General features: G+C 46.9%; 21 protein-coding genes and 3 tRNA genes. 10 read left to right on the top strand and 14 right to left on the bottom strand.

The annotated features are described in order from the left end of the window. Nucleotides 1-8: 8 nt before the first annotated feature. The 3 genes from P3L47_RS20240 (at nucleotide 9) to P3L47_RS20230 (ending at nucleotide 4,233) form a co-directional block, all read left to right on the top strand. Complete coding sequence (locus tag P3L47_RS20240; RefSeq protein WP_277781934.1) at nucleotides 9-1,628, top strand: SusD/RagB family nutrient-binding outer membrane lipoprotein; 1,620 nt, start codon at nucleotides 9-11, stop codon at nucleotides 1,626-1,628. A 226-nt stretch (nucleotides 1,629-1,854) separates the two neighbouring features. Further along, nucleotides 1,855-2,256, top strand: coding sequence for a nickel-responsive transcriptional regulator NikR (nikR, locus tag P3L47_RS20235; RefSeq protein WP_277781933.1), 402 nt, complete (start codon nucleotides 1,855-1,857; stop codon nucleotides 2,254-2,256). Nucleotides 2,257-2,340: 84 nt separating this feature from the next. Beyond that, nucleotides 2,341-4,233, top strand: a complete 1,893-nt coding sequence (locus P3L47_RS20230) for a TonB-dependent receptor plug domain-containing protein (RefSeq protein WP_277781932.1) — start codon at nucleotides 2,341-2,343, stop codon at nucleotides 4,231-4,233. A 320-nt stretch (nucleotides 4,234-4,553) separates the two neighbouring features. On the opposite strand, the gene P3L47_RS20225 is transcribed toward P3L47_RS20230, so the two are convergent. Further along, a complete protein-coding gene (locus P3L47_RS20225) occupies nucleotides 4,554-6,860 on the bottom strand; it encodes a cation:proton antiporter (protein ID WP_122361645.1) in 2,307 nt (768 codons plus the stop codon). Nucleotides 6,861-6,961: 101 nt separating this feature from the next. Here P3L47_RS20225 and P3L47_RS20220 point away from each other — a divergent pair, with 101 nt between their 5' ends. After that, nucleotides 6,962-8,980, top strand: a complete 2,019-nt coding sequence (locus P3L47_RS20220) for an alpha amylase C-terminal domain-containing protein (protein WP_277781931.1) — start codon at nucleotides 6,962-6,964, stop codon at nucleotides 8,978-8,980. A 20-nt stretch (nucleotides 8,981-9,000) separates the two neighbouring features. Continuing rightward, a complete protein-coding gene (locus P3L47_RS20215) occupies nucleotides 9,001-9,975 on the top strand; it encodes a type I phosphomannose isomerase catalytic subunit (RefSeq protein ID WP_277781930.1) in 975 nt (324 codons plus the stop codon). A 108-nt stretch (nucleotides 9,976-10,083) separates the two neighbouring features. On the opposite strand, the gene P3L47_RS20210 is transcribed toward P3L47_RS20215, so the two are convergent. Continuing rightward, complete coding sequence (locus tag P3L47_RS20210; protein WP_277781929.1) at nucleotides 10,084-11,016, bottom strand: ketopantoate reductase family protein; 933 nt, start codon at nucleotides 11,014-11,016, stop codon at nucleotides 10,084-10,086. 72 nt (nucleotides 11,017-11,088) lie between these two features. Continuing rightward, nucleotides 11,089-11,949, bottom strand: coding sequence for a pyridoxamine kinase (locus P3L47_RS20205; protein ID WP_277781928.1), 861 nt, complete (start codon nucleotides 11,947-11,949; stop codon nucleotides 11,089-11,091). 317 nt (nucleotides 11,950-12,266) lie between these two features. Between P3L47_RS20205 and P3L47_RS20200 the strand changes: the two genes are divergently transcribed. Further along, nucleotides 12,267-12,557 (top strand): hypothetical protein, encoded by a 291-nt coding sequence (locus tag P3L47_RS20200; protein ID WP_277781927.1) that lies wholly within the window; start codon nucleotides 12,267-12,269, stop codon nucleotides 12,555-12,557. Between the two features lie 181 nt (nucleotides 12,558-12,738). Here P3L47_RS20200 and P3L47_RS20195 read toward each other — a convergent pair whose 3' ends face one another. From P3L47_RS20195 to P3L47_RS20170, 6 genes are all read right to left on the bottom strand, one after another. After that, nucleotides 12,739-12,972: a YecH family metal-binding protein gene (locus P3L47_RS20195; protein ID WP_122361650.1), complete on the bottom strand. Its 234-nt coding sequence runs from the start codon at nucleotides 12,970-12,972 to the stop codon at nucleotides 12,739-12,741. A 170-nt stretch (nucleotides 12,973-13,142) separates the two neighbouring features. Then, nucleotides 13,143-13,215, bottom strand: a tRNA-Lys gene (locus P3L47_RS20190). 18 nt (nucleotides 13,216-13,233) lie between these two features. Then, nucleotides 13,234-13,306: transfer RNA gene (locus tag P3L47_RS20185), tRNA-Lys, on the bottom strand. A gap of 115 nt (nucleotides 13,307-13,421) precedes the next feature. Further along, nucleotides 13,422-14,225, bottom strand: a complete 804-nt coding sequence (locus P3L47_RS20180; protein ID WP_122354047.1) for an MBL fold metallo-hydrolase — start codon at nucleotides 14,223-14,225, stop codon at nucleotides 13,422-13,424. Nucleotides 14,226-14,271: 46 nt separating this feature from the next. Beyond that, the gene (locus P3L47_RS20175) at nucleotides 14,272-15,330 is read right to left on the bottom strand and encodes an asparaginase (RefSeq protein WP_370449275.1); all 1,059 of its coding nucleotides are present in this window, start codon (nucleotides 15,328-15,330) and stop codon (nucleotides 14,272-14,274) included. Nucleotides 15,331-15,360: 30 nt separating this feature from the next. Then, entirely contained in the window at nucleotides 15,361-15,972 is a 612-nt protein-coding gene (locus P3L47_RS20170) for a trimeric intracellular cation channel family protein (protein WP_122354045.1), read from the bottom strand. A gap of 159 nt (nucleotides 15,973-16,131) precedes the next feature. Between P3L47_RS20170 and P3L47_RS20165 the strand changes: the two genes are divergently transcribed. After that, nucleotides 16,132-17,607 (top strand): DUF3943 domain-containing protein, encoded by a 1,476-nt coding sequence (locus P3L47_RS20165; protein ID WP_122361651.1) that lies wholly within the window; start codon nucleotides 16,132-16,134, stop codon nucleotides 17,605-17,607. 131 nt (nucleotides 17,608-17,738) lie between these two features. Here the strand turns inward: P3L47_RS20165 and P3L47_RS20160 are convergent, their stop codons facing one another. Then, nucleotides 17,739-19,382, bottom strand: coding sequence for an ABC-F family ATP-binding cassette domain-containing protein (locus P3L47_RS20160; protein ID WP_277783723.1), 1,644 nt, complete (start codon nucleotides 19,380-19,382; stop codon nucleotides 17,739-17,741). Nucleotides 19,383-19,576: 194 nt separating this feature from the next. On the opposite strand from P3L47_RS20160, the gene P3L47_RS20155 reads away from it, so the two are divergent. Then, the gene (locus P3L47_RS20155) at nucleotides 19,577-20,125 is read left to right on the top strand and encodes a 30S ribosomal protein S16 (RefSeq protein ID WP_122361653.1); all 549 of its coding nucleotides are present in this window, start codon (nucleotides 19,577-19,579) and stop codon (nucleotides 20,123-20,125) included. A 98-nt stretch (nucleotides 20,126-20,223) separates the two neighbouring features. Here P3L47_RS20155 and trxA read toward each other — a convergent pair whose 3' ends face one another. Beyond that, nucleotides 20,224-20,697, bottom strand: coding sequence for a thioredoxin (gene trxA, locus P3L47_RS20150; RefSeq protein ID WP_122354041.1), 474 nt, complete (start codon nucleotides 20,695-20,697; stop codon nucleotides 20,224-20,226). A gap of 189 nt (nucleotides 20,698-20,886) precedes the next feature. Here trxA and P3L47_RS20145 point away from each other — a divergent pair. Then, nucleotides 20,887-20,971: transfer RNA gene (locus P3L47_RS20145), tRNA-Ser, on the top strand. A gap of 17 nt (nucleotides 20,972-20,988) precedes the next feature. Here the strand turns inward: P3L47_RS20145 and P3L47_RS20140 are convergent. After that, nucleotides 20,989-21,372, bottom strand: a complete 384-nt coding sequence (locus P3L47_RS20140) for an LbetaH domain-containing protein (RefSeq protein ID WP_277781926.1) — start codon at nucleotides 21,370-21,372, stop codon at nucleotides 20,989-20,991. A 511-nt stretch (nucleotides 21,373-21,883) separates the two neighbouring features. Here P3L47_RS20140 and P3L47_RS20135 point away from each other — a divergent pair. After that, nucleotides 21,884-22,405 carry a methylated-DNA--[protein]-cysteine S-methyltransferase gene (locus P3L47_RS20135; protein ID WP_075558138.1) on the top strand — a complete coding sequence of 174 codons (522 nt, stop codon included), beginning with the start codon at nucleotides 21,884-21,886 and terminating at the stop codon, nucleotides 22,403-22,405. A gap of 15 nt (nucleotides 22,406-22,420) precedes the next feature. On the opposite strand, the gene P3L47_RS20130 is transcribed toward P3L47_RS20135, so the two are convergent. Continuing rightward, the gene (locus tag P3L47_RS20130; RefSeq protein ID WP_075558137.1) at nucleotides 22,421-23,188 is read right to left on the bottom strand and encodes a GNAT family N-acetyltransferase; all 768 of its coding nucleotides are present in this window, start codon (nucleotides 23,186-23,188) and stop codon (nucleotides 22,421-22,423) included. A 7-nt stretch (nucleotides 23,189-23,195) separates the two neighbouring features. After that, nucleotides 23,196-24,041, bottom strand: coding sequence for an AraC family transcriptional regulator (locus P3L47_RS20125; protein ID WP_277781925.1), 846 nt, complete (start codon nucleotides 24,039-24,041; stop codon nucleotides 23,196-23,198). Nucleotides 24,042-24,123 lie beyond the last annotated feature (82 nt).

Here is a 24,123-nt window from a genome sequence, read left to right as displayed (position 1 = left end):
AGTATATTATGAAAAAGAATTATAAATATATAGCCGCAATCTTTTTGGGCGGATTGATAGGTTTTTCAGCTTGTACGGATGATTTTGAATCTTTTAATACGAACGAGGCTGGTTTCCCGGATAAGTCGAAGGAGCAGGAATTTAATAAATACGGTATTCCTCTGGGAGTCGTTCAGCAGGGTATTTACTTCAACTACGATTGGGGTGGCGGTAAAAACTGGCCGTTCCAGGTCATGCAGAATCTGAGCGCCGATATGTTTTCAGGTTATGTACACGATTTCAACCCGTTCAACGAAGGGCGTGCGAACACGACCTATAACATGCAGGACGGATGGAACGGATCGTTTTGGGAGAATACCTACGGATATATCATGACGGAGATTCAGAAATCCGAAGATCTGACGGAAAAGGATTATCCTTCATTCTATGGGATTACCAAAATATTGAAAGTGGAATTGATACATCGCGTATCCGATTTATACGGTCCTGTTGTTTATACGCAGTTCGGTTCGAAAACCGGTTCCATGCCGGATACACAGCCGGTTGCCTATAAGGCTTTCTTTGAAGACCTCGATACGGGAATCGGTTTGATCCGTGCCTATATGGAAGCGAATCCGGACGTGGAGAACTTCGCGAAGTTCGATATCCTGATGCCGCAGGGCAAACGGACCTATGCCGAATGGATCAGATTCGGTAACTCGTTACGCCTCCGCCTGGCTGTCCGTATCGCTATGGCCGATCCCGTACTGGCTGCAGCAGAAGCGAAAAAAGCCTTGACGGATGCAGGAGGTTTATTGGAAGAAGATAACGATATCGTTGCTGTATCTACGGATGGTACCGGTTATAATAACCCGTTTGGTGAGATCAATAAGGGATGGGGAGAAGTTTTCCTGAATGCAAATATGGAGTCTTATATGGGGGGGTATGACGATCCCCGTTTGTCGAAGTATTTTGATAAGGCTGCCGGCGGCGAAGGTACTGAGATCATTCCGGTAAAGGGTACTTACAAAGGTATCCGTCAGGGAACAGGATTCAACCATAAAAATTACAGCAAACATTCGAAAAGTACGATTGCGCAGACATCCAATGCTGTCTTGATGACGGCTGCCGAAGTATGGTTCCTGCGTGCGGAAGCTGCCTTGAGAGGCTGGTCTTCCGAAGATCCGGGTTCTTGTTATGAAAATGGTGTCAAAGCCTCTTTTGCCCAGTGGGGTGCTAAAGATGTAGCTGCATACCTGGAAAGTACGAAGACTCCGAAAGATTATCTGGATGCTTTCGATGCTTCCTTCAATGCAAAAGCTGTAGGCAAAGTAACGCCGGCATGGGATAACGCAGCAACCAATGAAGAAAAGTTGGAAAAAATTATTACTCAGAAATGGATTGCCTGTTATCCGGAAGGCTGCGAAGCATGGACAGAACAAAGACGTACCGGTTATCCTAAGTTGTTCCCGGTTTTGGTGAACGACAGCCAGGGCACGATCGATTCGAACCTGGGACCGCGTAGATTGAATTTCTTTGTCGGCATCAAAACAGCTAATCCTGAGCAATATTCAGCTTTGGTAACGGCTTTGGGTGGTGCAGACAATTGCGGAACCCGTCTGTGGTGGGATACCGGAAGGAACTTCTAAGGGATACGACGTTATTTAGATTGATAACACAGAGTTATTAGATTAAGGTTTTGAGTATTAGGTGATGGAAACGGGAGTTGCAGGGATGTGGCTCCCGTTTTTTGTGTAATCAGTAATATAGGTAATAATATCTGTAATTTATATTACATTATTTCTTTTTAGACAAATTACCTTTGTACCGGTAATAAAATTGTATATTTACCGCTCAAAATAAATGAAGCACTATATGTCGATAAAACGTTTTGGTGTCTCTTTGGAAGACAACCTGTTAGAATCATTGGATCAGTATGTGGACGAGAATGGCTTTGCCAACCGCTCACAGGCCATCCGCTTTCTGATAGAAAAGAACGTGGCAGAGAAGAAATGGCAATGCAATCACATCGTGGCAGGTACTATTATCATTATGTACGACCAGAAGAAAAAGGCTATTTCTGCAAAGATTGCCGGTATCGAGCAGGATTATCAGAACGTGATCCTTTCCTCTTCCCAGTATTATGTCAATCAGCACTTTTGTCTGCACATCGTTACAGTGATGGGGACAGCCCACCGATTGACTGAATTGTCAGATAAACTGACTGCTATCAAGGGTATTAAGCATGGAAAGTTGGTGATGAGCCGGGCGGATTGAATATATTTTTTTGCCTGAATGGTAACACGTTTTTATTGTTTTGTGTTACCGTAGTTGACGATTAATGTTATACAAGAATAAATTATGAAGAAAGGATTTTTACTTATTTCGGGATTATTGGCAGGAGCGGCAGCTTATGCAACTGAACCTGTCGAACCAATGGAAATAGACAGTCTGATCAATCTGCAGGGGGTCGTCGTTTCCGCGAATAAGATACAGGTGAACCGTAACAGTGTTCCCCTTACTGTCTCGGTGATAGACAGGGATCAGATAGAAGCGAGTAGCGAGTCGGCTTTGCTGCCGGTGTTGTCGGAGCGCGTTCCCGGGTTGTTTGTGACGGAAAAAGGCGTGACCGGCTTTGGCGTTTCCTCGGGATCGGCAGGGACTGTGAACATCCGTGGGGTGGGACAAGGAAATAAAGTTCTTATGTTGTTTGACGGCCAGCCACAATGGGCAGGTGTTTTCGGGCATTCCTTGCCGGATACGTATGTCGCATCTGATATTGAAAGGGTAGAGGTGATCCGCGGACCGGGTTCGTTATTGTATGGATCGAATGCGATGGGCGGCGTGGTCAATATTATTACCCGCCAGCACAAGCAACAGGGGCGTCGTACACAGGCTCGTGTGATGTTCGGTTCTTATAACACACAGAAGTATATGATTAATAACGGCTATAATATAGGAAATTTCAGCAGTTTCATATCGGTGAACCATGATCGTTCGGATGGTCACAGGCCGGATTCCAAATTTGATATCACTAACGGCTTTGCTAACCTCGGATACCGGATCAACAATGAATATAAGGTAACCGGCAATTTAAGCCTGGCAAAATATAATACCGAAGATCCGGGAACAATCACCAGCCCATTGCTGGATCATGACATGCATATTCTTCGTGGTACAACTTCGTTCGCTTTGGAGAATCACCATGAAAAGACAAGCGGCGCCCTGCGTGTTTTTTATAACTGGGGTCATCATAAAATCAATGACGGACATGCGGTAAATGCCGATCCCCGTTCGTTCCTGTTCTATTCTGACGACCATAATACGGGTGTTCAGTTGTATCAGTCTTTTCGTTTGGTAGAAGGAAATACGTTTACTGCCGGTATCGATTATAAGAACTGGGGAGGTCATGCCTGGAACGATACGATTAACGGACCGATCGGCGAGATCGTCAAGAAATCGGTAAACGAGGTGGCTGGTTATGCGATCATGCAGCAGGATCTCTTTGATATCCTGAGCCTGAATGCCGGTGTGCGTTACGAACATAGCAGCGCGTATGGCGGCGAGTGGGTTCCGCAGGCGGGATTTGCCCTTCGCCCGTTCGAAGGAAATACGATCAAAGGTTCTTTCTCTAAGGGATACAGAAGTCCGACGTTGCGCGAATTGTATATCTCTTATCTTCCTTATTCAAAAGCGAATCCGGACCTGAAGCCGGAAAGTATGCTGAGTTATGAATTATCTGTCGGACAATATCTGTTGGATAATCGTTTGCACGCTGAGCTGACTGCTTTTTATATTGAAGGAAAAGATATGATCTCTGTAGTAAACCGACAGATGTCGAATATCGGACGTTTTTATAATAAAGGGGTCGAATTTGAAGCCGGTTATCAGATTCTGAACAACCTGAATTTGGATATGAACTACAGCTATCTGCATATGAATAAGGATATAGTAGCTGCCCCGGCTCATAAATTCTATGCCAGCGCAACTTATATGCCCGGACGCTTTACCTTTAATCTGAGCGTACAGTCCATATTTGACCTGTATACGAATGTAGGAAATAAGCCGGAAGATAATAAAAAAGAGGACTATACAGTGCTGAATGCCCGTGCTTCTTACCGTTTTGGCTCGCAGAATAAGGGACTGAAGCTGTTTGTCAAAGGAGAGAACCTGACGGCAACCCGTTATTCCATCAACGAAGGTTACCCGATGCCGAAAGCTGTGTTTATGGGCGGGATCGATGTGACGTTCTAGTATACAGTTTCTCCTCGAATAAACAAAAGTTTCTTGCCGAGGAAACTCTTGTTTAGTGCTTGGAAAACAAAAGTTTTTCAGGCACTAAAACTAAAGAACCATAGCGGGCGAAGAATGATAAGTAGGGAAGGAATAATAGCAATCTACAAGTCAAAAGCTGCATAATAGTGGTAGATACAATCTTGAAGTGGTAGATAAAAAACATCTACCACCACTGCTAAAACCATTTATTTACAACATATACAGGATGAACTTGTAGATGTTGTAGATAATAATGGGAACTTGTAATTACAAATAGATGGACTTGTTATTTATCCTGCTTATTCTTCTGTTTTCTCCTTATGATTCAGAATCAGAGTCGACGGCATCTTCTGCAACGCCTCGCGACGATGTTCGGAAACGTCATTCCAGCTATCATAACTGATCAGCATGAAAGTGTAACCGTTGAAAAGTGAAGCTGTCATATCCTTCTCTGCCAGCAGGTTCGCCTGCTTGGTCGATTCGACAAACTGGCGGATGGCATATTGTATCTTCTCGCTGCCCGGTGTCGTTGAACTGCTCCGGTCGAGAATACTTACCGAACCATGCGTCGTTTTGAGTAGCGTGGAGGCATATTCCAGGATAAACAGATCTTTTTCCGAATCGATTACTACAATCACATTACTAGCCTTGACGAATCCCCGGTTTACGAATACACCTACGTCACAATTACTTTTCCCGATAAACATCTTCGTTTTGTCTTTCAATAATGCACCCGGGTAAAACCATGATTCAGGTGCCTTGAAACGGCGGAAGAAACGATTGTAGAACGACGTACGGTAACGGTTCGCTTCGATATCATCCGGCTGGTTACTCATCGAGATACCTGAACCTACCAACAGAAAGTCGAAACCTTCTGTGTTGACAATGTCGGTGATGTCCTGTCCGGCGTTGTTCGATACCTCGTAGCGTGTATCTATATTAATCCCCAGCTTTTTGGCTCCGTACAGGATGGGACCGAAACTTACCTCTTCGAAGTTGTCCGTATGCAACGGGTTCACGTCCGAACCGACGGTAAGGTGAAGTGCCGTGAGATCCACCTGATGCCGTTTATGGGCAAACATCTGGTACGCCACATCGAGCATGATCTGTCCGTTGGCAGCCCGTCCGAATGAGAGCAACACCTTGTAAGTACCGTCTGCTACGTCCACAGTCTTGTATTCTTTGATTTTCTCCCGTGCCTGGAAGCAGAACTTGATGAACGAAACCAACGGGATCGTCATGAATGTCGTCACCAATGTCATCAGCACCAGCATGACGAAAATAGAAGGAGGGAGGATGTGCATTTCGTAACCGATGGTAAGCACTACAAGCTCCATCAGCCCGCGCGTATTCATCAGCGCGCCGATATATAGACTGTCTTTCCAGCTTTCGCCTACGAAACGGGCGGAGAACATCGCTCCACCGAATTTACCGACGATGGCCACTACGATAAATACCCCGCACATCCACCACAGCTCCGGGCTGTTCAGCAAACCGATCTCGGTGCGTAACCCTGTCGAGACGAAAAACAACGGCAGGAACAATGCCAGTGAGACATCTTCCACCTTCTCGGTCATGATCTTACGAAACTTCACATTACTCGGCATCACCACGCCTGCGATGAATGCTCCGAACAACGCATGCAGCCCCAGCATTTCCGTCAGATAGGAGGAGATTATCAGGAGGAGGAACATAAAAGCTACCAGCCCTTTGTCGATCACTTCCTTATTATGATATACATGCCCGATCATCCGGAGGAACGGACGCACGGCAAAAAACATGAAAGCGATATAAAGTACGGAGAAAAGAATGTTGTAGATCGCACTCAGCATCGTTCCCGCCTGTGCGATGGCGATCACGACAGCCAATAGGCACCAGGCTGTAATATCACCGTTGGCAGCACTGGCGAGCGAGATCGTTCCCAGGTGCGTTCGCGTCAACCCTTTCTCCTGTATGATACGTGCCAGCACAGGAAAAGCAGTGATACTCATCGCGATACCGACAAATAGGGCAAACGACAGGAAAGGTGTACTTTTATCTGCATAGGTGTCATAAACGAAGTAGGCAGTAAGCATACCGCAGAAGAAAGGTACGATCGTACTCGTATGGCTTATCAGGATGGTTTCCTTTAATTTCTTTCGTACTTCGGTAATATCCAACTCCATACCAATGGCGAACATGAACAGGATCAGCCCGAACTGGCTCAGGATCGTGATATTGGCGAGCGACTCGACCGGGAAGAGAAACCCCGAGACTTCGGGTGACAGATGTCCCAGCACCGACGGTCCCAGCACGATACCCGCCACGATCTCGCCGATAACGGTCGGTTGCCCTATCTTCTGGAACAGCCACCCGAACAGGCGGCAGGTCAGCAGGATCGTGATGATCTGCAACAATAATATTCCGATAGGCGACTGTATATGGTGCGTCATCAGCTCCCAAAACAAAGAAAAACCTTCACCAAGGTCTTTCGGGGCGTCGTAGGCAGCAGTGATGGCGCTTTCAATCTGTTGTCTTTCTCCTTCTTTGGCGATCAGATACATTAATGAACCAAAAACCAGGATCATTATAAAATAAAAGGCAATACTCTTTGTTCCTTTACTCATATGTTATATGGGTTTGACGCAAAATTAAGAAATATCTACGGAATATCAATACGGTATGTTTTTTTCTTTTATCTTTGCGCTAAACCAATCTCAAATAAATCATGGAGTCTCTGAATCTAATAAAGAATGACCCTTGGCTTGCCCCTTATAAAGAGGCGATAGAAGGACGGTATCAATACGTGATTGATAAGGAAAAGAGCTTGACTAACAAGGGGAAACAAACCTTGTCGGAAATGGCTTCCGGATATCTGTACTTCGGTTTACACAAAACCAACAAGGGGTGGGTATTTCGCGAATGGGCCCCGAACGCCACGGCCATCTACCTGATCGGTACATTCAACGACTGGAAAAAAGAAGAACAATATAAAATGAAGCGCCAGGGCTATGGCGTGTGGGAGATCGTTCTCGAAGAAGATCTGTTGCACCACGAAGACCTGTTCAAGTTGCTGGTCGAATGGGACGGAGGAAGCGGTGAACGCATCCCGGCATGGATACGCCGTGTCGTCCAGGATCCTGTGACGAAGATATTCAGTGCTCAGGTATGGAATCCTGCTACGCCATATACATTTAAAAATAAGCGTTTCAAACCGGATACTTCCCCGCTGCTCATTTACGAATGCCATATAGGTATGTCAACGAACGAGGAAAAGGTCGGCTCATACGATGAATTTCGCCTCAACGTTCTGCCCCGTATTGCACGTGAAGGTTACAACGCCATTCAAATCATGGCTATCCAGGAGCATCCTTATTACGGATCTTTCGGTTATCATGTCAGCAGTTTCTTCGCAGCTTCATCACGCTTCGGTACGCCCGAAGAACTGAAACACCTGATCGACGACGCTCACGGGATGGGTATTGCCGTGATCATGGATATTGTACACAGCCATGCTGTTAAGAATGAAGTGGAAGGTCTCGGACGTTTCGACGGTTCTTACAACCAGTATTTCCTTAGTGGTTCCCGCCGCGAACATCCGGCATGGGATTCGCTTTGCTTTGATTACGGAAAGAATGAGGTGCTGCATTTTCTCCTGTCCAACTGCAAATTCTGGCTTGAAGAGTATAAGTTCGACGGTTTCCGCTTCGACGGCGTGACCTCCATGCTTTACTACAGTCATGGGTTGGGCGAGGCTTTCTGCAATTATGGTGATTATTTTAACGGGCATCAGGATGGCGATGCGATCGCTTATCTCACCCTTGCCAACAAACTGATACATGAGGTCAATAAAAATGCCATCACTATTGCTGAAGAAGTGAGCGGTATGCCCGGCCTGGCAGCTAAATATGAAGACGGCGGCTATGGCTTCGATTACCGTATGGCGATGAATATTCCCGATTACTGGATCAAGACAATCAAGGAAAAGAAAGACGAGGACTGGCATCCTTCTTCTATCTGGTGGGAAACGACCAACCGTCGTGCTGACGAAAAAACAATCAGTTATGCTGAAAGTCACGACCAGGCGCTGGTAGGAGATAAGACTATCATTTTCCGCCTGATAGATGCGGATATGTACTGGCATATGCAGAAAGACGACCATAACTTTATGGTTGAACGCGGGGTGGCACTCCATAAGATGATACGTCTTGTGACGGCTTCGACTATCAACGGCGGTTACCTAAACTTTATGGGTAATGAGTTCGGACATCCGGAATGGATCGATTTTCCGCGCGAAGGTAACGGCTGGTCACATAAATATGCCCGACGCCAGTGGGATTTGGTAGACAATATGGATTTGAAGTATCATTATTTGGGCGATTTCGATCGCGAGATGGTCGAACTGATCCGCAGCGTGAAGAATTTTCAGTCTACTCCGATACAGAAGGTGTGGGACAGCGATGGCGACCAGGTTCTGGCGTATATGCGTAAAGACCTGGTGTTCGTCTTCAACTTCAGTCCTACGAAATCGTACACCGACTACGGCTTCCTTGTGCCTAAAGGTGAGTATGAGGTGGTATTGAATACGGATGCTACCCGTTTCGGCGGTTTTGGTATCGCGGACGATTCGATACATCATTTCACATTACTCGACCCATTATATAAAAAAGAGAAAAAAGAATGGTTGAAGCTGTACATTCCGGCACGTAGTGCTGTTGTACTCAGAAAAGTAAAAGTAAAAAAATAACCAAACAACAAAACACAGTTATGTTATATCCAATGACATTTAAGCCTATCCTCAAGAAGATCATTTGGGGAGGCTCAGACATCTGCCCGTTTAAGGGCATTACGCCAGTAGAAGAAGGGATCGGCGAAAGCTGGGAACTTTCTCATGTAGAAGGAAACTATTCTATCGTCGATAATGGTGATTTGGAAGGTAAGTCACTCGATGAACTGATCCGTACATACGGCAAACAGTTGCTGGGAGAAAAGGTAATGGAGCAATTCGGTTCTACATTTCCCCTGCTTATCAAGTTTATCGATGCTCGCGATGATCTTTCCATTCAGGTGCATCCTGACGACGCACTGGCTATGAAACGCCATAACTCTTTCGGTAAGACAGAAATGTGGTATGTGATAAAGGCAGAGAAAGGGGCGGGGCTGTACTCCGGCTTCTCACAGCAGATCGACGCGGAGGAGTATGTGAAACGTGTAGGTGATAACACGATCATGGACGTTTTGCAGCGCTATGAAGTTTCTCCGGGCGATGTTTTCTTCCTGCCTGCCGGACGCGTACATGCTATCGGTGCCGGATGCTTTATCGCTGAGATACAGCAGACCAGCAACATTACTTACCGTATCTACGATTACGACCGTAAGGATGCCAGCGGCAACGGACGTGAGCTGCATACCGAACTGGCAAAGGATGCGATCGACTATACGACGCTCCCCGACTACCGTACGCATTATAAGGCACATACCAATGCCACGGTTGAACTTGCCAATTGCAAATATTTCACCACCAACCTGCTCGACCTGGATACGATGATGGTGCGCGACTTCTCTGAACTCGATTCGTTTGTCGTATATATATGTATGGAGGGTAAGGCTTCTATCCGTGACAATAAAGGAAACGAGATCTTCATCCATCAGGGACAGACTGTTCTGATCCCGGCCGATACGGAAGTGGTGACAATCTCACCGGCTCCGAATGCAAAGTTCATGGAGACTTATATCGGATAATCGGATAGTTTTCCGGAATCTTGAAGCCGCCTGCAAGCGGCATAAAATAAAGAGAGGAATGCTGAAATTCATCAAAAATGAAAATCAGCGTTCCTCTTTATTTGTTTCTTACCGGGGGTAGGGGAATTGAGTCAGTCCCTTGTACATAAATTGGTAGGTAGGAACTTCCAGCTTCAACGCCTCTGCTTCGCGTATCACGTAACCGGTCAGTGTCTCTATTTCGGTCTTGCTTCCCCGTCTGAAGTCGGTGTGCATCGAAGTGGTTGAGCCGTTTGGCATCATTTGTTGCGACTTGATCGATGAGAAAACGATATCCTCCGGCAATTTGATACCTTTGGCTTCCGCTACGCTCTGCAGTTCGTATCCCAGGGTGATGAACAGGTCGATATGCTTATCTATCACTTCGTTGATCGTCTCGTTGAAATAAGAGGTGATCGTTGCCGCAGTGGAGATCATAAAAAACTTTTTCCAGACCTCGAAGTCTATGTCGGCAGGATTGGTCGACAGGATACGGGCGCTGCTGAGTAACTTCTGTAACTCGACCTGCTTTTCTTTATCCTTGCTGTTGTGGCCGAAGAAGAGACGGTCTTTCAACGTGAATTTTTGTACATGGCCGGGTGAGACAAGGCGTGATCCGATGTAAACGCAGCCTTTCCATACCTTGTTGTCGGGCACTATTTGCTGTATCCGTTCGGATATATCCGCACCGTTGAGCAACGGGATGATGATGGTGTCCGGGCCGATTACCGGCGCAAGATCCCGGATATTATCTTCCAGATCATAGCTTTTGGTGCAGCAGAACAGATAGTCCACCGGTCCGATTTCTGTCGGATCGTCAGTAGCCAGTGTTGGCATGGCGGTTATTTTCTTAAATGATTTTTTTATTTCTAATCCGTCTTTTCTGATAGCCTGCAGGTTTTCACCCCGTGAAATGAAAAAGATTTCCACTTCTTCTGAGTTTTGGTAGTACGCTGCCAGCAACCCACCGTAATATCCCCCTACAGCCCCTATTCCGGAAATAGCAATTTTTATTTTACTCATGTCGTAATATAGGCAGTTTCAAGTTAATACTTTATATAATAACGCAAAGATGAAAAATAAAATCGAAACCATTTATATGAGTTTCAGTTCTTTTAGAAAGTCGGGGAAACTTTGTTCAAAATTAACACCGAAACGATAGTCCGTCTTGGCTTCATAGGTTCGTCGGATGCTTTCGGCGGTGAAATGCACGGCGATGGCGGCCGATCCGATCAGGGTGAAGTCATTCAGCAAAGCTGCCAGTAATGCGCTTGCGAATACGTCGCCTGTCCCGTGGTAGTAGCCGGGCACTTTCCTGGTAAAGACATAATCGATTGCATCCGTCGTCCGGTCGTAGGTGGCTGCTCCCAGTTCGTCGTCTTTGAAGAAAACACCTGTCAGGACTACCTGTTTCGGTCCCAGTTCGCTTAGTTTTCGCAGCAGGCTTTCGATGTAGGCATGTGTATAGGGGCCCGGACGATAAGGTTCGTCCAACAATAAAGCGGCTTCGGTAAGGTTGGGGACGATGATATCCGCTTTTTGGCAGAGTGATCTCATTCCGGCGGCAAATTTGCGGGTGAAACTGGTATACAGCTCACCGTTGTCGCCCATCACCGGGTCGACGAGGATCAGGTTGTCATCTCTCCTGAACGTGTCGAAGAACTCTTTTACGATGTCCAGTTGCTCGAATGATCCGAGATAACCGGTGTATATGGCGTCAAATTGTATGTCGAGCGATTTCCAGTGCTGCATGATCGGACGCATGTCCTCTGTCAGGTCCCTGTATGTGTATCCGCTGATTCCTCCGGTATGGGTGGAGAGAATAGCTGTGGGAAGCGCCGAGGTTTCGATTCCTGCAGCTGATAAAATGGGTAATGCGACTGTCAGCGAGCATTTTCCGAAGCCGGAAATGTCGTGTATGGCTGAGACTCTTTTTTGATGTGTCTTATTCTTCATTTTCTTTATTTTTATATCAATACAACAGCAGGCATACGGGAAATGTTGGAGGCGTATTTCCTCCGTTTCTGCCAGCCGTTACAAAATAAGCTGATTTTATCAACAAACAATCTGTTTTGACAGAAAAGGAGGATTTTTTCTTCCGGTTCTCTCGTTTTGGCATATTTGGAGTATTTGGTCTCTGCTACGACCTACATTTATAAATTTCGTAAATAAAATAGTTGAAGATGGGTGCAAAACAGTGTTTCCGGAGGAATACCTTTACATCAGAGTTTTTAAGGCTCTTGCCAGGGTAACTAGAGAAAATTTATATATAGATGATTGTAGTTGAATATTTTGGAGCTGAAACTAATTTCTTCCCCCGGAAGGGTGGAGGGAACAAAAGAAGACTGAGATCAGTGTATGCCGTCTGTTTCGCAAGGCGCAGACGTGGTGCTTCACCGGTATGGAATTGTAAAAACTCGCCGAACGGCGAGGATAATCCCCAGGAAGTGGGTTACAGATCTGATTATACGGGTGCTTTTATTACGGATTGGGAAATCCCTATGGAGCCGCAGGGTACAAGAGAGGACCCCGGCGTTGATTTTGTAGTTGATTGGACTAACTAATTTTTTTATGAATTCAATGTAATTGGTGAAATCATACTTTTTACTCTATAACGTTAATCCTCATATCTAATAACGTTGTATCCCAAGCCCTTTAGTGGGCAAACATCCGCCCTGTTCGTGAGAATAGGGCGGTTTTTATTTATGATGCTGACAACAAATATGCAGGATGGTGTTGTATAGCCTAATGGTTGCAAACTTTAGTGATATCCACAGTGAATCCGTCATCTTTCGGCATGAATTTCCCTTTTTGTTTCAGAAATTCAATCAACTCATCCACATTCATATTTTCAGCCGAACAAGCATAAAAACGTTGTTCCTTGCCAAATTTCCCAATGATTGCTTCCCGCAGGCTGGCTTCCGAATAACTATTTCCTTCCATCATGAAAAGAACTTCGTGTGCATGTAACTGTTCCATAAATTTATCTTATTAATTAGTTGGAACAAAAATACACTGTTTATCCATTTAAAATTGTAACATATGTGACAGAAAGGAATAAATTAGAATGATTAACGATTGATCAGGAATGTATATATAATGGGGAAATAAAAAAGGAAGATACCACTTTCGTAATATCTTCCTTTAAGTGACCTGGGAGGGGCTCGAACCCTCGACCCAATGATTAAGAGTCATTTGCTCTACCAACTGAGCTACCAAGTCGATGTTGGTATCTTGGAGTGACCTGGGAGGGGCTCGAACCCTCGACCCAATGATTAAGAGTCATTTGCTCTACCAACTGAGCTACCAAGTCAATCTGTTGCTATCTTCGTTTCCTGATCGTGATCTTTGTTTCTCGATTGCGGGTGCAAAGATAGGGGTTTAATTTTTCTTTGCAAATTTTTTTGTCGCTTTTTTCTGACTAAATTTTACTCGAATTCAAATATATCAGACGGAGTCGTACGCTTAAGTGCTATAAGTGAGACATCTTTGCCGACACGGACACCCTCCTGGAAAAGGCGGATATCGACGGTTTTATAGGCTAGCTCCGGATGATTATTGTCGCGGCTGAGGTGGCACAACCAGATATCCTTCAGTTTGGGGTCGTAGTTGGCGGCCAGGAATTCGGCAGCTTCGCGGTTGCTCAGGTGGCCGGTCGGGCTTGCTACACGCTCTTTCAGGAAAGCGGGGTAGGTGCCGAACTTCAACATTTCCTCGTCATAGTTCGCTTCGATGATGAGATGGGTCGCCAGCCGCATGTAATGGCTGACCGTATCCGTGATATGGCCCACGTCGGTAGCGAAGGTGAACTTATGATCGCCATACTCGATATAATAGCCGACGTTGTCGGTGCTGTCGTGCGGAACTTCAAAGGCGGTGATCAGGAAATCGCGTATCGAGAAAGGCACTTCCTTCTCGATGATCCGGCGCGAACCGATCAAGGTTTCCTCCACATAGCGGCTCTTTTCGATCCCCCGGTGGACGGCGGCGGTAGAATATACCGGAATGTTCATTTTCTCTCCCAGGCAACCTACCGTCTTTATATGATCGGCGTGGTCATGGGTTATCAGGACAGCCACGATTTTAGAAAAGTCGATCGCCTTATCTTTCAACACCTTCTTTATGGTACGTATTCCGATACCAGCATCAATCAGTATCCCGAACTCGGGAGTACCCAGATAATAGCAGTTACCACTGCTTCCACTTGCTAAGCTAAGAAATGATAGTTTCATGTTTTTCTATTCCGCCTCGCGGCTCATTCTGTTTTACATAGTATATTCAGGAACGGAACGTATCAGGGATTGTCACTTCCCCGATCAGCGAGCAGTTCATGTGGTCCTTCACTTCCTCCGGAGAAAGTCCGTGGCCGAAAAGGAACATCAGCTTGGCGACGGCACTTTCCGTTGTGCTGTCGAACCCGCTTATAACGCCGGCTTCCAGTAATTTATGGCCCGTTTCGTATCTGTGCATCTCAACGCTTCCGGCGCAACACTGGGTTACATTTACGATCACGATGCCACGGTCGACCGCCTCTTTGAGCATCTTCAGGAACCAGTCGTAGCTCGGAGCGTTTCCGCTGCCGAAGGTTTCCATCACGACCCCTTTCAGGTCGGGAATATTGAGGATGCTTTCCACCACTTGCGGCGAGATGCCGGGAAACAGCTTCAGGATCGCTATGTTGCGGTCGAGCAGATAGTGGGGTTTCAGCGGTTTGCGCGAAACAGGGTGATAAATCTGGCCTGTGTCATATTTGATATAGATACCGGCATGCGCCAACGCCGGGTAATTGTATGAACGGAATGCGTTGAAATTGTCCGCATTGATCTTGCTTGTCCGGTTGCCGCGCAACAGGTCGTTTTCAAAGAAGATGCAGACTTCGGGTACGATCGGTACGCCGTTTTCCTTGGCAGCAGCTATTTCGATCGCCGTGATCAGGTTTTCCTTCCCGTCCGTCCGCAACATGCCGATGGGCAACTGCGAACCGGTGAAGATGACCGGCTTGCTCAGGTTTTCGAGCATGAAACTCAAGGCAGAGGCGGTAAACGACATCGTATCCGTGCCATGCAGCACCACGAAGCCGTCGTATTTCGCATAATTGTCTGCGATGATCTTCACGATCTTCATCCAGGAGTCGGGGCCCATCTCCGACGAGTCGAGCACCGGGTCGAACTGATAGGTCGAAACCGCGTAACCGAGCTTCTTCAATTCCGGCATATTGTCTCTAAGATGCTGGAAATTAAATGATTCTAATACTCCGGTTTCGGGGTTTTCAATCATACCGATTGTTCCGCCTGTGTAGATGAGCAGGATGGAGGCCTTATCTCGCTGATCATTCATATTTACTGTCATAATGCAAAGGTAATAAATTTATTCTTCTCCCTTCAATACGGGAACGCTTATGTGATATTTTACAGCTATAATACGTGCCAGGAATATGCCCAGCGCCGCCGCGAACTGGGTGATGGAGGGATTCAGCCCGGCAAGCATACATAAATAATATACGCCTCCGCCGAACACGCACGCCAGGGCATAGATATCTTTCCGGAAGATCAGCGGTTCCTCGTTGATCAATATGTCACGCATCATACCTCCGAACGACCCTGTGATCGTTCCCATCACGATTGCCACCCACATGGGGAAGCCGAATTCGAGTGTTTTGGCGATCCCGACCACGCCGAACAGCCCCAGGCCGATGGCGTCGAATATGAAAAAGGTATTATTCAGCCGGATCACATATTTCCGGAAGATGATAACAAATAATAAGGCGAGAGCCGAAACTGTTAAATAAGAAGTCTGCTCCATCCAGAAAGGAGTCGCGTTCAGCAGGATATCGCGTATCGTACCGCCTCCGACGGCCGTCACCAGCCCGACCACATAGGCACCAAACCAATCAAATTGTTTGGCAGAAGCTAGTCTGATCCCACTAATTGCGAAGGCGAACGTTCCGGTGTAGTCGCAAAAGGTAATGAAATCTATCATTTTGTTTTTTTCTGCAAAAGTAAGTATTTCCTTTGAATTGTGTCTGTTTCTAGCAACACAACCTAAGAATAATTTAAACCAAACGAGTTCCATACTGTTAATTATGTATAAGTTTGCATGAGTTAGTTGATTAGTCTTTAAGGCACAAGATTGAAAAAAATGAAAAAGTTTATTTGGATAGGGGTGCTGGCTCTGTTTTCGACCCAATGGATTCGGGCGCAGCACTTCCCAAAAATGGATACAAGAAATTACGTGAGCGACTCGACCACCTTTATGCCTAAGAAGCCTTGGCTGGCAGCCGGTGAGGTGTTTGGCCTGAACATGGCGATCTGGGCCTTCGACCGTTTTGCGATGAACGAAGACTTCGCCCGCATCAATGGCCGTACGATCAAGAACAATTTCAAGACAGGTCCCGTCTGGGACACGGATAAATTCTCTACCAACCTGGTGGCGCATCCTTATCATGGATCGTTGTATTTCAATGCTGCCCGTAGCAATGGGATGAACTTCTGGCAATCCATTCCCTTCGCCGCCGGGGGAAGTCTGATGTGGGAGTTTTTCATGGAGGCGGAGCCGCCCTCCATCAACGACCTGATGGCTACCACATTCGGCGGCGTGGAGCTAGGTGAGATCACCTACCGCTTGTCCGACCTTTTCATCGACGACCGTACCTCGGGAGCCGAGCGTGTCGGGCGCGAGATCCTTTCGGGATTGATATCGCCCGTGCGCGGCATCAACCGTCTGATAACAGGTGAGGCGTGGCGTCATCGTCCGCACAAAGGCCGTACCTATTCGTTTGTGCCCGTGAACTTTATCGTGAGTGCCGGTCCCCGTTTCCTGGCCGAGCAGGAGCATTCGAAGCATGGCACGACCAGTATGCACCTGTCGCTGCGGCTGGATTATGGCGACCCGTTTGAAGATGAGTTCTATTCGCCCTACGAGTGGTTCCAACTGCGTGCCGGTTTCGATTTCTTCTCCAGTCAGCCCGTCATCACCCAGGTGAATGCCATCGGCGCCCTGTGGGGGAAACGGGTGTGGGAGAAAGGTCCGCGCACGTTGACGGCAGGCATCTTCCAGCATTTTGACTATTATGACTCGCAGCTGCGCGACAGCGAGGGCGACAAAGTTTCCCCTTACCGCATCTCGGAAGCGGCAGCGGTGGGTGGCGGCCTGATCTATTACAAACGGTCGGAACCGAGTGACAAGGTGGATGCTTACGGTGAATTTTATGTGAACGGTGTCGCCCTGGGCGGTGGCTCGTCCGATTATTTCCGCCTCGACGAACGCGATTACAATATGGGAAGCGGTTACAGTGTGAAGGCTTTCACGGGGTTGACTTACAACAGGCACTGGTCGTTTCTGCTGAATATGGAGAACTACCATATCTTTACCTGGAAAGGTTACAATCCGGACATCGATTTGAGTACGGTCGACCCGAATACCTTCAGCGTACAGGGTGACAAAGGGCATTCACGCCTGACGGTGATGGGGCTTAAATTGGTTTATTCTTCCAATAAGAAATGGCATATAGCGTTGTCGAACCGTTACTTCTCGCGGAGGACGCATTATAAGTATCATGAAGATGTCAGCCGGTCTACCTATGATGTGATGCTGACGTTCGGTATACGCATTTAGTATCTTTGTTATGTCAAAAGTGTTTCACCCTAATGAAACAACTGTTTCTAAGTAATGGAACAACTGTTTCATTAGGGTGAAACACTTTTGGGCTAGTAGGGAAATAAGCGAAATTAACGGGTGATGGAGTTTTATTTCCCCTTGCTTCGTTCCAACTCGTTCAGGTTTTCCATCTTCTTCCGTTGCAGGAATTCGTAGATGCCTTCCAAATGTTCCGTCACTCGCTGGTTGCCGAACTCGTAGACTTTGGTTACCAAGCCGTCGAGGAAGTCACGGTCGTGCGACACCACGATCAGCGTACCGTCGAAGTCGAGCAACGCCTGTTTCAGGATGTCTTTCGTTTTCATGTCCAGGTGATTCGTCGGCTCATCGAGGATCAGCAGGTTGACCGGTTCGAGCAGCAGCTTGATCATCGCCAGACGTGTGCGCTCGCCTCCCGACAAAACCTTCACTTTCTTGGCTGAATTTTCGCCGCCGAACATGAACGCGCCCAGCAAGTCCTTGATCTTGTTGCGGATATCGCCCACCGCCACGTCGTCGATGGTCTGGAAAACCGTCAGGTTCTCGTCCAGCATCGAAGCCTGGTTCTGCGCAAAATAGCCGATCATCACGTTATGCCCGATCGTCAGCGTACCGTCGTGTTCGATCTCTTTCATGATACATTTCACGAGGGTGGACTTTCCTTCACCGTTTTTCCCTACGAAAGCGATCTTGTCTCCCCGTTCGATGGTCAGGTTGGCGTTGCGGAACACCACATGGTCGCCATACGCCTTTGACACGTCCTCCACGATCACCGGATAGTTGCCGGAGCGGGGAGAGGGCGGGAATTTCAGGCGAAGTGCCGAAGTGTCTTCCTCGTCCACCTCCAGTATCTCAAGCTTTTCAAGCATCTTGACGCGGCTCTGCACTTGTAGGGTCTTGGAGTATGTACCTTTGAAACGTTCGATAAATTCCCTTGTTTCGGCAATCATCTTCTGCTGCTCGTCGAAGGCTTTCTGCTGCTGTACGCGGCGTTCCTGGCGGAGTTGCAGGTAACTGCTGTAATTCACTTTGTAGTCGTAGATGCGGCCCATCGTGACCTCGATCGTACGGGTGGTGATGTGGTCGACAAACGCGCGGTCGTGGCTGATCACAACCACCGCCTGTCCGTTGTCGATCAGGAAGTCTTCGAGCCACTGGATCGATTCGATGTCCAGATGGTTGGTCGGCTCGTCCAGCAGCAGCACGTCGGGTTTCTTCAACAGCAACTTTGCCAGCTCGATACGCATGCGCCATCCGCCGCTGAACTCGCTGGTCTGCCGCCCGAAGTCGTCGCGCTTGAATCCCAGTCCGAGCAATGTTTTCTCGATATCGGCGTCATAGTTGATCTCTTCGATCGAATAAAACTTCTCGCTGAGTGTCGAGACACGCTCGATCAGCTCCATATAACTGTCCGATTCGTAGTCGGTCCGTGTCTCCAGTTCCTTGTTGATCGCCTCGATCTCCGCTTCCATCTCATGCAGGTGGGCAAAGGCCTGTGCCGTTTCTTCAAAAACCGTCCGGCCGTCTTCCGTCATCAAGTGCTGGGGCAGGTAAGCGATCACCGTATCTTTGGGTGCCGACACTTTTCCGCGTGTCGGTTCGCGTGTCCCGGCAAGTATTTTGAGCAAAGTCGATTTGCCCGCACCGTTTTTCCCCATCAGGGCGATCCGGTCCTTCTCGTTAATCACGAAAGATATATCAGAAAAGAGGGTGCTTCCGCCAAACTCTACTGTAAGTCCGTCTATAGAAATCATACGTACATTATATATATGTGTAAAAAGAAGGCGCAAAGGTAGGAAAAATGTCTGTAAAAGCAACCGGCGATCCAATTTGTCGCATAAAAAGTCCGGATTTCCCGGATATTTTCTCTCCGAAGATTTGTTTTATGAATCGAAACAACTTATCTTTGCACCCGCTAATACAAACAGCTTAAATTAATTATTCAAACATGGCAACAAAAATTAGATTGCAGAGACACGGTCGCAAAAGCTACGCTTTTTATCAGATCGTAGTCGCAGACAGCAGGGCTCCACGTGATGGAAAGTTTATTGAAAGGATAGGTTCTTATAATCCGAACACTAATCCTGCTACAGTAGATTTGAACTTCGAAAGAGCTTTGTATTGGTTACAGGTAGGTGCACAGCCTACAGACACAACTCGCAACATTCTGTCACGCGAAGGTGTATGCATGAAAAAGCATTTACTGGAAGGTGTAAAGAAAGGTGCATTCGACGAAGCAGCAGCGGAATCAAAGTTCCAGGCTTGGTTGAAAAACAAACAGGCTTCTGTTGAAGCAGTAAAGACAAAAGACAGCGAAGCAGCTAAGGCAGCAGAAAAAGCTCGTCTTGAAGCAGAAAAAGAAGCAAACAAGGCAAAAGCTGAAGAAGTAGCTAAAAAGAAAGCAGAATTAGCAGCAGCTGCTGCAGCAAAGGCAGCTGAAGAAGCAGCAGCCAACGCTCCTGCAGAAGAAGCTCCCGCAGCAGAAAGCGCTGAATAATTCGCTCAATGCCAAATAAAAAAGAGGACATCTCGTTGAGGTGCCCTCTTTTTTTATGGTTGAAACCACGTGGAATGATATAACCACGTGGCTGAAAATTACTTTTTGCCCAGCAGGAATCCGTTGATCTGTTCAACGAACTGTTCCTTTGAAAGTGCGCCCTGTGCGATCTGCGGTTTTCCCTTTGCCGGGATGAACAGCAGGGTAGGGATGCTCTGTATGCCGAAAGCGGCGGCCAGTTCCTTCTCGTTGTCGACATTGATCTTATAGATGATGATGTCGTTCTTATACTCTCCGGCCAGTTCCTTCAGGATCGGCGACACTTTCTTGCAGGGTCCGCACCAGTCGGCATAGAAATCCACGATGCAAGGTTTGGTGCCTTCGTACACCCATTCCGATTGATTTTTTTCGTAATTATATACTTTGGTCAGGAAATCTGCCTTGTTCAGAACGACCACTTCGCCCTGAGCAGCGACACCTCCCGTTTCATTTTTATCCGATTTGGCAGACATGGAGCAACTGACGAGCAGCAACACGACTGAAATCAGGAATAAATCTTTCAACTTTCTCATATAAAACTTATTACTTCATTGATAATTATAGAATACAAAAATAGCAATAAAACGGATACAACGCTTATTTGGCAGAGTTAAAAGAAAAATATTAGCCTAAAAAGAAAAAAGCGCCTTTGATATTTGGATATAAAAAAATAATCACTACCTTTGCACCGCAATCGAGAGAAAACGATAGCAAAACATATTGGAGAGGTGGCAGAGTGGTCGATTGCGGCGGTCTTGAAAACCGTTGAACTGCGAGGTTCCCGGGGTTCGAATCCCTGTCTCTCCGCGATATAAGGGTGTAAATCAGTCGTTTATGAGATTTACACCCTTTTTGCATTCAATATAAGGTCGTGTATTTTTATGTTTTTTAGCCAATAGCCTTACTCTGTCACCAATATGAATATGATTTTCATCCATCATCGTACAGTTATTATTGATGATCGTCTTTTCTCCGATAAAAATATGCTTACCGCATTGACAAGTGAAGTTATAGCCTATGCTCGAATGATTCCCGATGCTTCCTAACATCTTGGAAAGGATTTCTTTTCTTTCCTTTTCTGTGGTCGTTATATCATTCAACACAGATAGACACTTTTGGGTTTTGACTATCATTTCTAAAACTTCTGCATCCAAATAGTTGCAATATTCTCCGGACAAAAAACGTTGGTAGTTGTTTATTTCTTTCATTATTTTGAATCCCGATTTAAGATATATATTATGGTATAAAGGTATGAAAAAAGAGCAATCTTAAAAAAAACATAGGTGTTTTGTTTCTTGAATACGTAAGTATTTTTCATAACCGTCCGGCAGCTTTTTTCAAAAAGATAGGCTGTGTTTAACAGATGGGTAGGCAGCGCTTTGTAAACGGGTAGGCATTCATTTTCAGGCTTCGTACTTTTCGAGATTTTTTTTCTTAAATCAGGATTCACCTGATCTGTATTTGTGGTTTAGGTATTGATATTTATAGAGTAACTTGCTGACGCCACCTTAAAAAGCGGCGTCACCTTTCAGTTTTAGCGTGGTGACGCTGGAAAAGAGCTCCGGTGTCACCACATTATTCGTTGAATATCAGAACGTATGTTCTGTATTTTTTTAGTGATGCCGAGAATCTATCTAATTTTAATTAGAGATTTACCTTATTGCTTTCTTCCTATTAAATTCGTAGATTTGTTGTGAACAAATAAAAACGATACCCTAAATGGAAGAAACTATTCGGATACAGTATTATCAGTCCCCTTGCGGAAAATTGATTATCGGTTCATATGGAGGTAAATTATGTTTATGTGACTGGCTGAATGAGGAGCGTAGAAAGCTGATAGATGCCCGGCTTCAGAAAGAACTGCATGCCGTATATGAGGAAGGTACGTCTGCTATCATTGAAGAGGCAATGACTCAACTTGATGAATATTTCGACCAAAAACGCAATGTTTTCAATATTCCTTTGCTTTTCGCCGGAACAGATTTTCAGAAGAAGGTTTGGAATGAACTGCTGAAAATACCTTATGGGATGACAGAGTCGTATGCCGGGCTATCACAGCGTTTGGGTAATCCCAAAGCCGTACGTGCAGTAGCTGCTGCCAACGGTGCGAATGCCATTTCGATATTCGTTCCTTGTCATCGTATTATTGGCAGCAATCATCAGCTGACAGGTTATGCCGGAGGGCTTGAGGCGAAAAAGTTATTGCTCGAACTGGAATCGCCTGCAAGCTTGTTTGGATAGTTGGTAGACCGATGGCTAAATCCCGACAATCTTCTCGAACCGCTTCTCCATACATACGCTGACGTCGGTCGTAACGAACTTCCCGTTGTAGAAAAGAGTGAACAGGGTAGCCGGGGTAGGAGCGTCCTGTGCCTGTTCCATCGTCTCCAGTTTGATGATTTTCAGCGGTATACCTTTCCTTTCGGCCATCTCTGCCAGCGTACCGCGTACATGAAATTCCGTGAACGGGCAACGGTTGGTGTAATAGACGACCGCGCCGTTCTTCTCCTCGCATTCCCCGCTTCGCACGCTTGCCCTGAACGACGGGTCGGGGGCTTCGGAGTCGATTTTCAAAGCCAGCAGGCTGAAACCGTCAGGCAGCTTCTCCACCGTTTGGAAACCCTGGCGCAAAAGCCATTTGGTGTCGCTCATAAAATGGAACTTGGAGGTGCCCGCTACGGTGACCAGCCCCGCCTTTCCCTGTGCCCTGGCATCGTCGATGGCGGATTGCAACAGGGCCTTTCCGTGCCCGCATCCTTTGTACTGCCCTGAAACCCAGAAGCAGTTTATCATCAGATAACCGGGGGCATCGACGGGAACCCATGCCTTTTCGGCGGGAACATATTCGATAAATACCTTGGCGCGTTCGTCGAGACGGCGGAATACGTATCCGTTATCGAACTCTTTCCTGAGCCATTCCTTTTTCAGCTCGTAACTTTCCTTGCATTTCTTGTCGGAGAAGGCGCAGCAGATATGTTCGGTTGCGATGTTTTCCTTCGTCAGGGTGATGTATTTCGTTTCCATGATGATCTTATTTTATGGGTATGTAAATCTTGGTTAGAGCCGTTTCGCTGTCCGTCCCGGTGTAATGGATGTATTCCTCGAAAGGCATCCCGTGGCGGATGGTGTGGTTGAAGCTGACGCTGATGTTGTTGTAAAACTCCTGCAGGCTGGAATAACTGCCTTTCAACGTATAAACGGCATATTTCCCTTTCCGCAGCCGGAGTGTGCCGAAGACGCCTGCCGCTTCGACCGGCTTATCCACCGTTGCACAGGCGTAGAAGCGGCATTGTCCGGCTGTGGTGACATTCGGATCGTCGAAGCTCAGGCCGATGAAGCGGGTGGCGGCGGATAGTGCCTGCTTTTCTTCCAGGAACTTTATCAGCTTGTTCCAGGCCGTTTCGTAAGGCTTTTCCTCCCCGTATTGTCCCACGATGCGGATATAAATCAGATTTAGGTCTTCCTCCTCGCAGATTTCCGAAGGGACGGTTTCGTATTTGCCACCGCTGCTTTTCACATATTCCTGCAAGCGGGCGTTCAACCCGTTGATATAGGCTTTCGGCGAGATTCCGAACAGCTTCCTGAAGGCTTTCGAGAACGATTGCGGATTGTCGTAGCCTACCCGCGCGGCCAGCTCGGCCAGCGTCATCTCCTCCGTCTGCATATACATGATGGCCCGTTCCATCCGCTGCCTGGCCATGTAGGCATAGAGGGATTCGTCGAGGGCGGAGCGCATGATGCGGAGCAACTGCCGCCGGGATACACAGATCCTTCCGGCTATAACGTCCAGTTGTAACGGCTGGTGCAGGTTAGCGCTGATGTAATCGATTACCTGGTTCACCTTTTCCTGATAGATATTTTCGGTACTGCTTCGCATGCTTCTGATTCTTTAGCGACAAAAGTAGGCAATCTATACTGACCGGGAGTTGTCCAATCCGGCCAAATTCGTTTTCGTTTCG

The sequence above is a fragment of the Parabacteroides chongii genome (assembly GCF_029581355.1).
GTDB classification, from domain to species: domain Bacteria; phylum Bacteroidota; class Bacteroidia; order Bacteroidales; family Tannerellaceae; genus Parabacteroides; species Parabacteroides chongii.
Note: the sequence above shows the minus strand (reverse complement) of the source record. Positions and strands in the feature narration are given on the sequence as shown.

Excerpts from the sequence above, each read along its gene's own strand:
- P3L47_RS20240 (WP_277781934.1), top strand. The coding sequence starts at position 9 with ATGAAAAAGAATTATAAATATATAGCCGCAATCTTTTTGGGCGGATTG.
- nikR (WP_277781933.1), top strand. The coding sequence starts at position 1,855 with ATGTCGATAAAACGTTTTGGTGTCTCTTTGGAAGACAACCTGTTAGAA.
- P3L47_RS20230 (WP_277781932.1), top strand. The coding sequence starts at position 2,341 with ATGAAGAAAGGATTTTTACTTATTTCGGGATTATTGGCAGGAGCGGCA.
- P3L47_RS20225 (WP_122361645.1), bottom strand. The coding sequence starts at position 6,860 with ATGAGTAAAGGAACAAAGAGTATTGCCTTTTATTTTATAATGATCCTG.
- P3L47_RS20220 (WP_277781931.1), top strand. The coding sequence starts at position 6,962 with ATGGAGTCTCTGAATCTAATAAAGAATGACCCTTGGCTTGCCCCTTAT.
- P3L47_RS20215 (WP_277781930.1), top strand. The coding sequence starts at position 9,001 with ATGTTATATCCAATGACATTTAAGCCTATCCTCAAGAAGATCATTTGG.
- P3L47_RS20210 (WP_277781929.1), bottom strand. The coding sequence starts at position 11,016 with ATGAGTAAAATAAAAATTGCTATTTCCGGAATAGGGGCTGTAGGGGGA.
- P3L47_RS20205 (WP_277781928.1), bottom strand. The coding sequence starts at position 11,949 with ATGAAGAATAAGACACATCAAAAAAGAGTCTCAGCCATACACGACATT.
- P3L47_RS20200 (WP_277781927.1), top strand. The coding sequence starts at position 12,267 with ATGATTGTAGTTGAATATTTTGGAGCTGAAACTAATTTCTTCCCCCGG.
- P3L47_RS20195 (WP_122361650.1), bottom strand. The coding sequence starts at position 12,972 with ATGGAACAGTTACATGCACACGAAGTTCTTTTCATGATGGAAGGAAAT.
- P3L47_RS20180 (WP_122354047.1), bottom strand. The coding sequence starts at position 14,225 with ATGAAACTATCATTTCTTAGCTTAGCAAGTGGAAGCAGTGGTAACTGC.
- P3L47_RS20175 (WP_370449275.1), bottom strand. The coding sequence starts at position 15,330 with ATGAATGATCAGCGAGATAAGGCCTCCATCCTGCTCATCTACACAGGC.
- P3L47_RS20170 (WP_122354045.1), bottom strand. The coding sequence starts at position 15,972 with ATGATAGATTTCATTACCTTTTGCGACTACACCGGAACGTTCGCCTTC.
- P3L47_RS20165 (WP_122361651.1), top strand. The coding sequence starts at position 16,132 with ATGAAAAAGTTTATTTGGATAGGGGTGCTGGCTCTGTTTTCGACCCAA.
- P3L47_RS20160 (WP_277783723.1), bottom strand. The coding sequence starts at position 19,382 with ATGATTTCTATAGACGGACTTACAGTAGAGTTTGGCGGAAGCACCCTC.
- P3L47_RS20155 (WP_122361653.1), top strand. The coding sequence starts at position 19,577 with ATGGCAACAAAAATTAGATTGCAGAGACACGGTCGCAAAAGCTACGCT.
- trxA (WP_122354041.1), bottom strand. The coding sequence starts at position 20,697 with ATGAGAAAGTTGAAAGATTTATTCCTGATTTCAGTCGTGTTGCTGCTC.
- P3L47_RS20140 (WP_277781926.1), bottom strand. The coding sequence starts at position 21,372 with ATGAAAGAAATAAACAACTACCAACGTTTTTTGTCCGGAGAATATTGC.
- P3L47_RS20135 (WP_075558138.1), top strand. The coding sequence starts at position 21,884 with ATGGAAGAAACTATTCGGATACAGTATTATCAGTCCCCTTGCGGAAAA.
- P3L47_RS20130 (WP_075558137.1), bottom strand. The coding sequence starts at position 23,188 with ATGGAAACGAAATACATCACCCTGACGAAGGAAAACATCGCAACCGAA.
- P3L47_RS20125 (WP_277781925.1), bottom strand. The coding sequence starts at position 24,041 with ATGCGAAGCAGTACCGAAAATATCTATCAGGAAAAGGTGAACCAGGTA.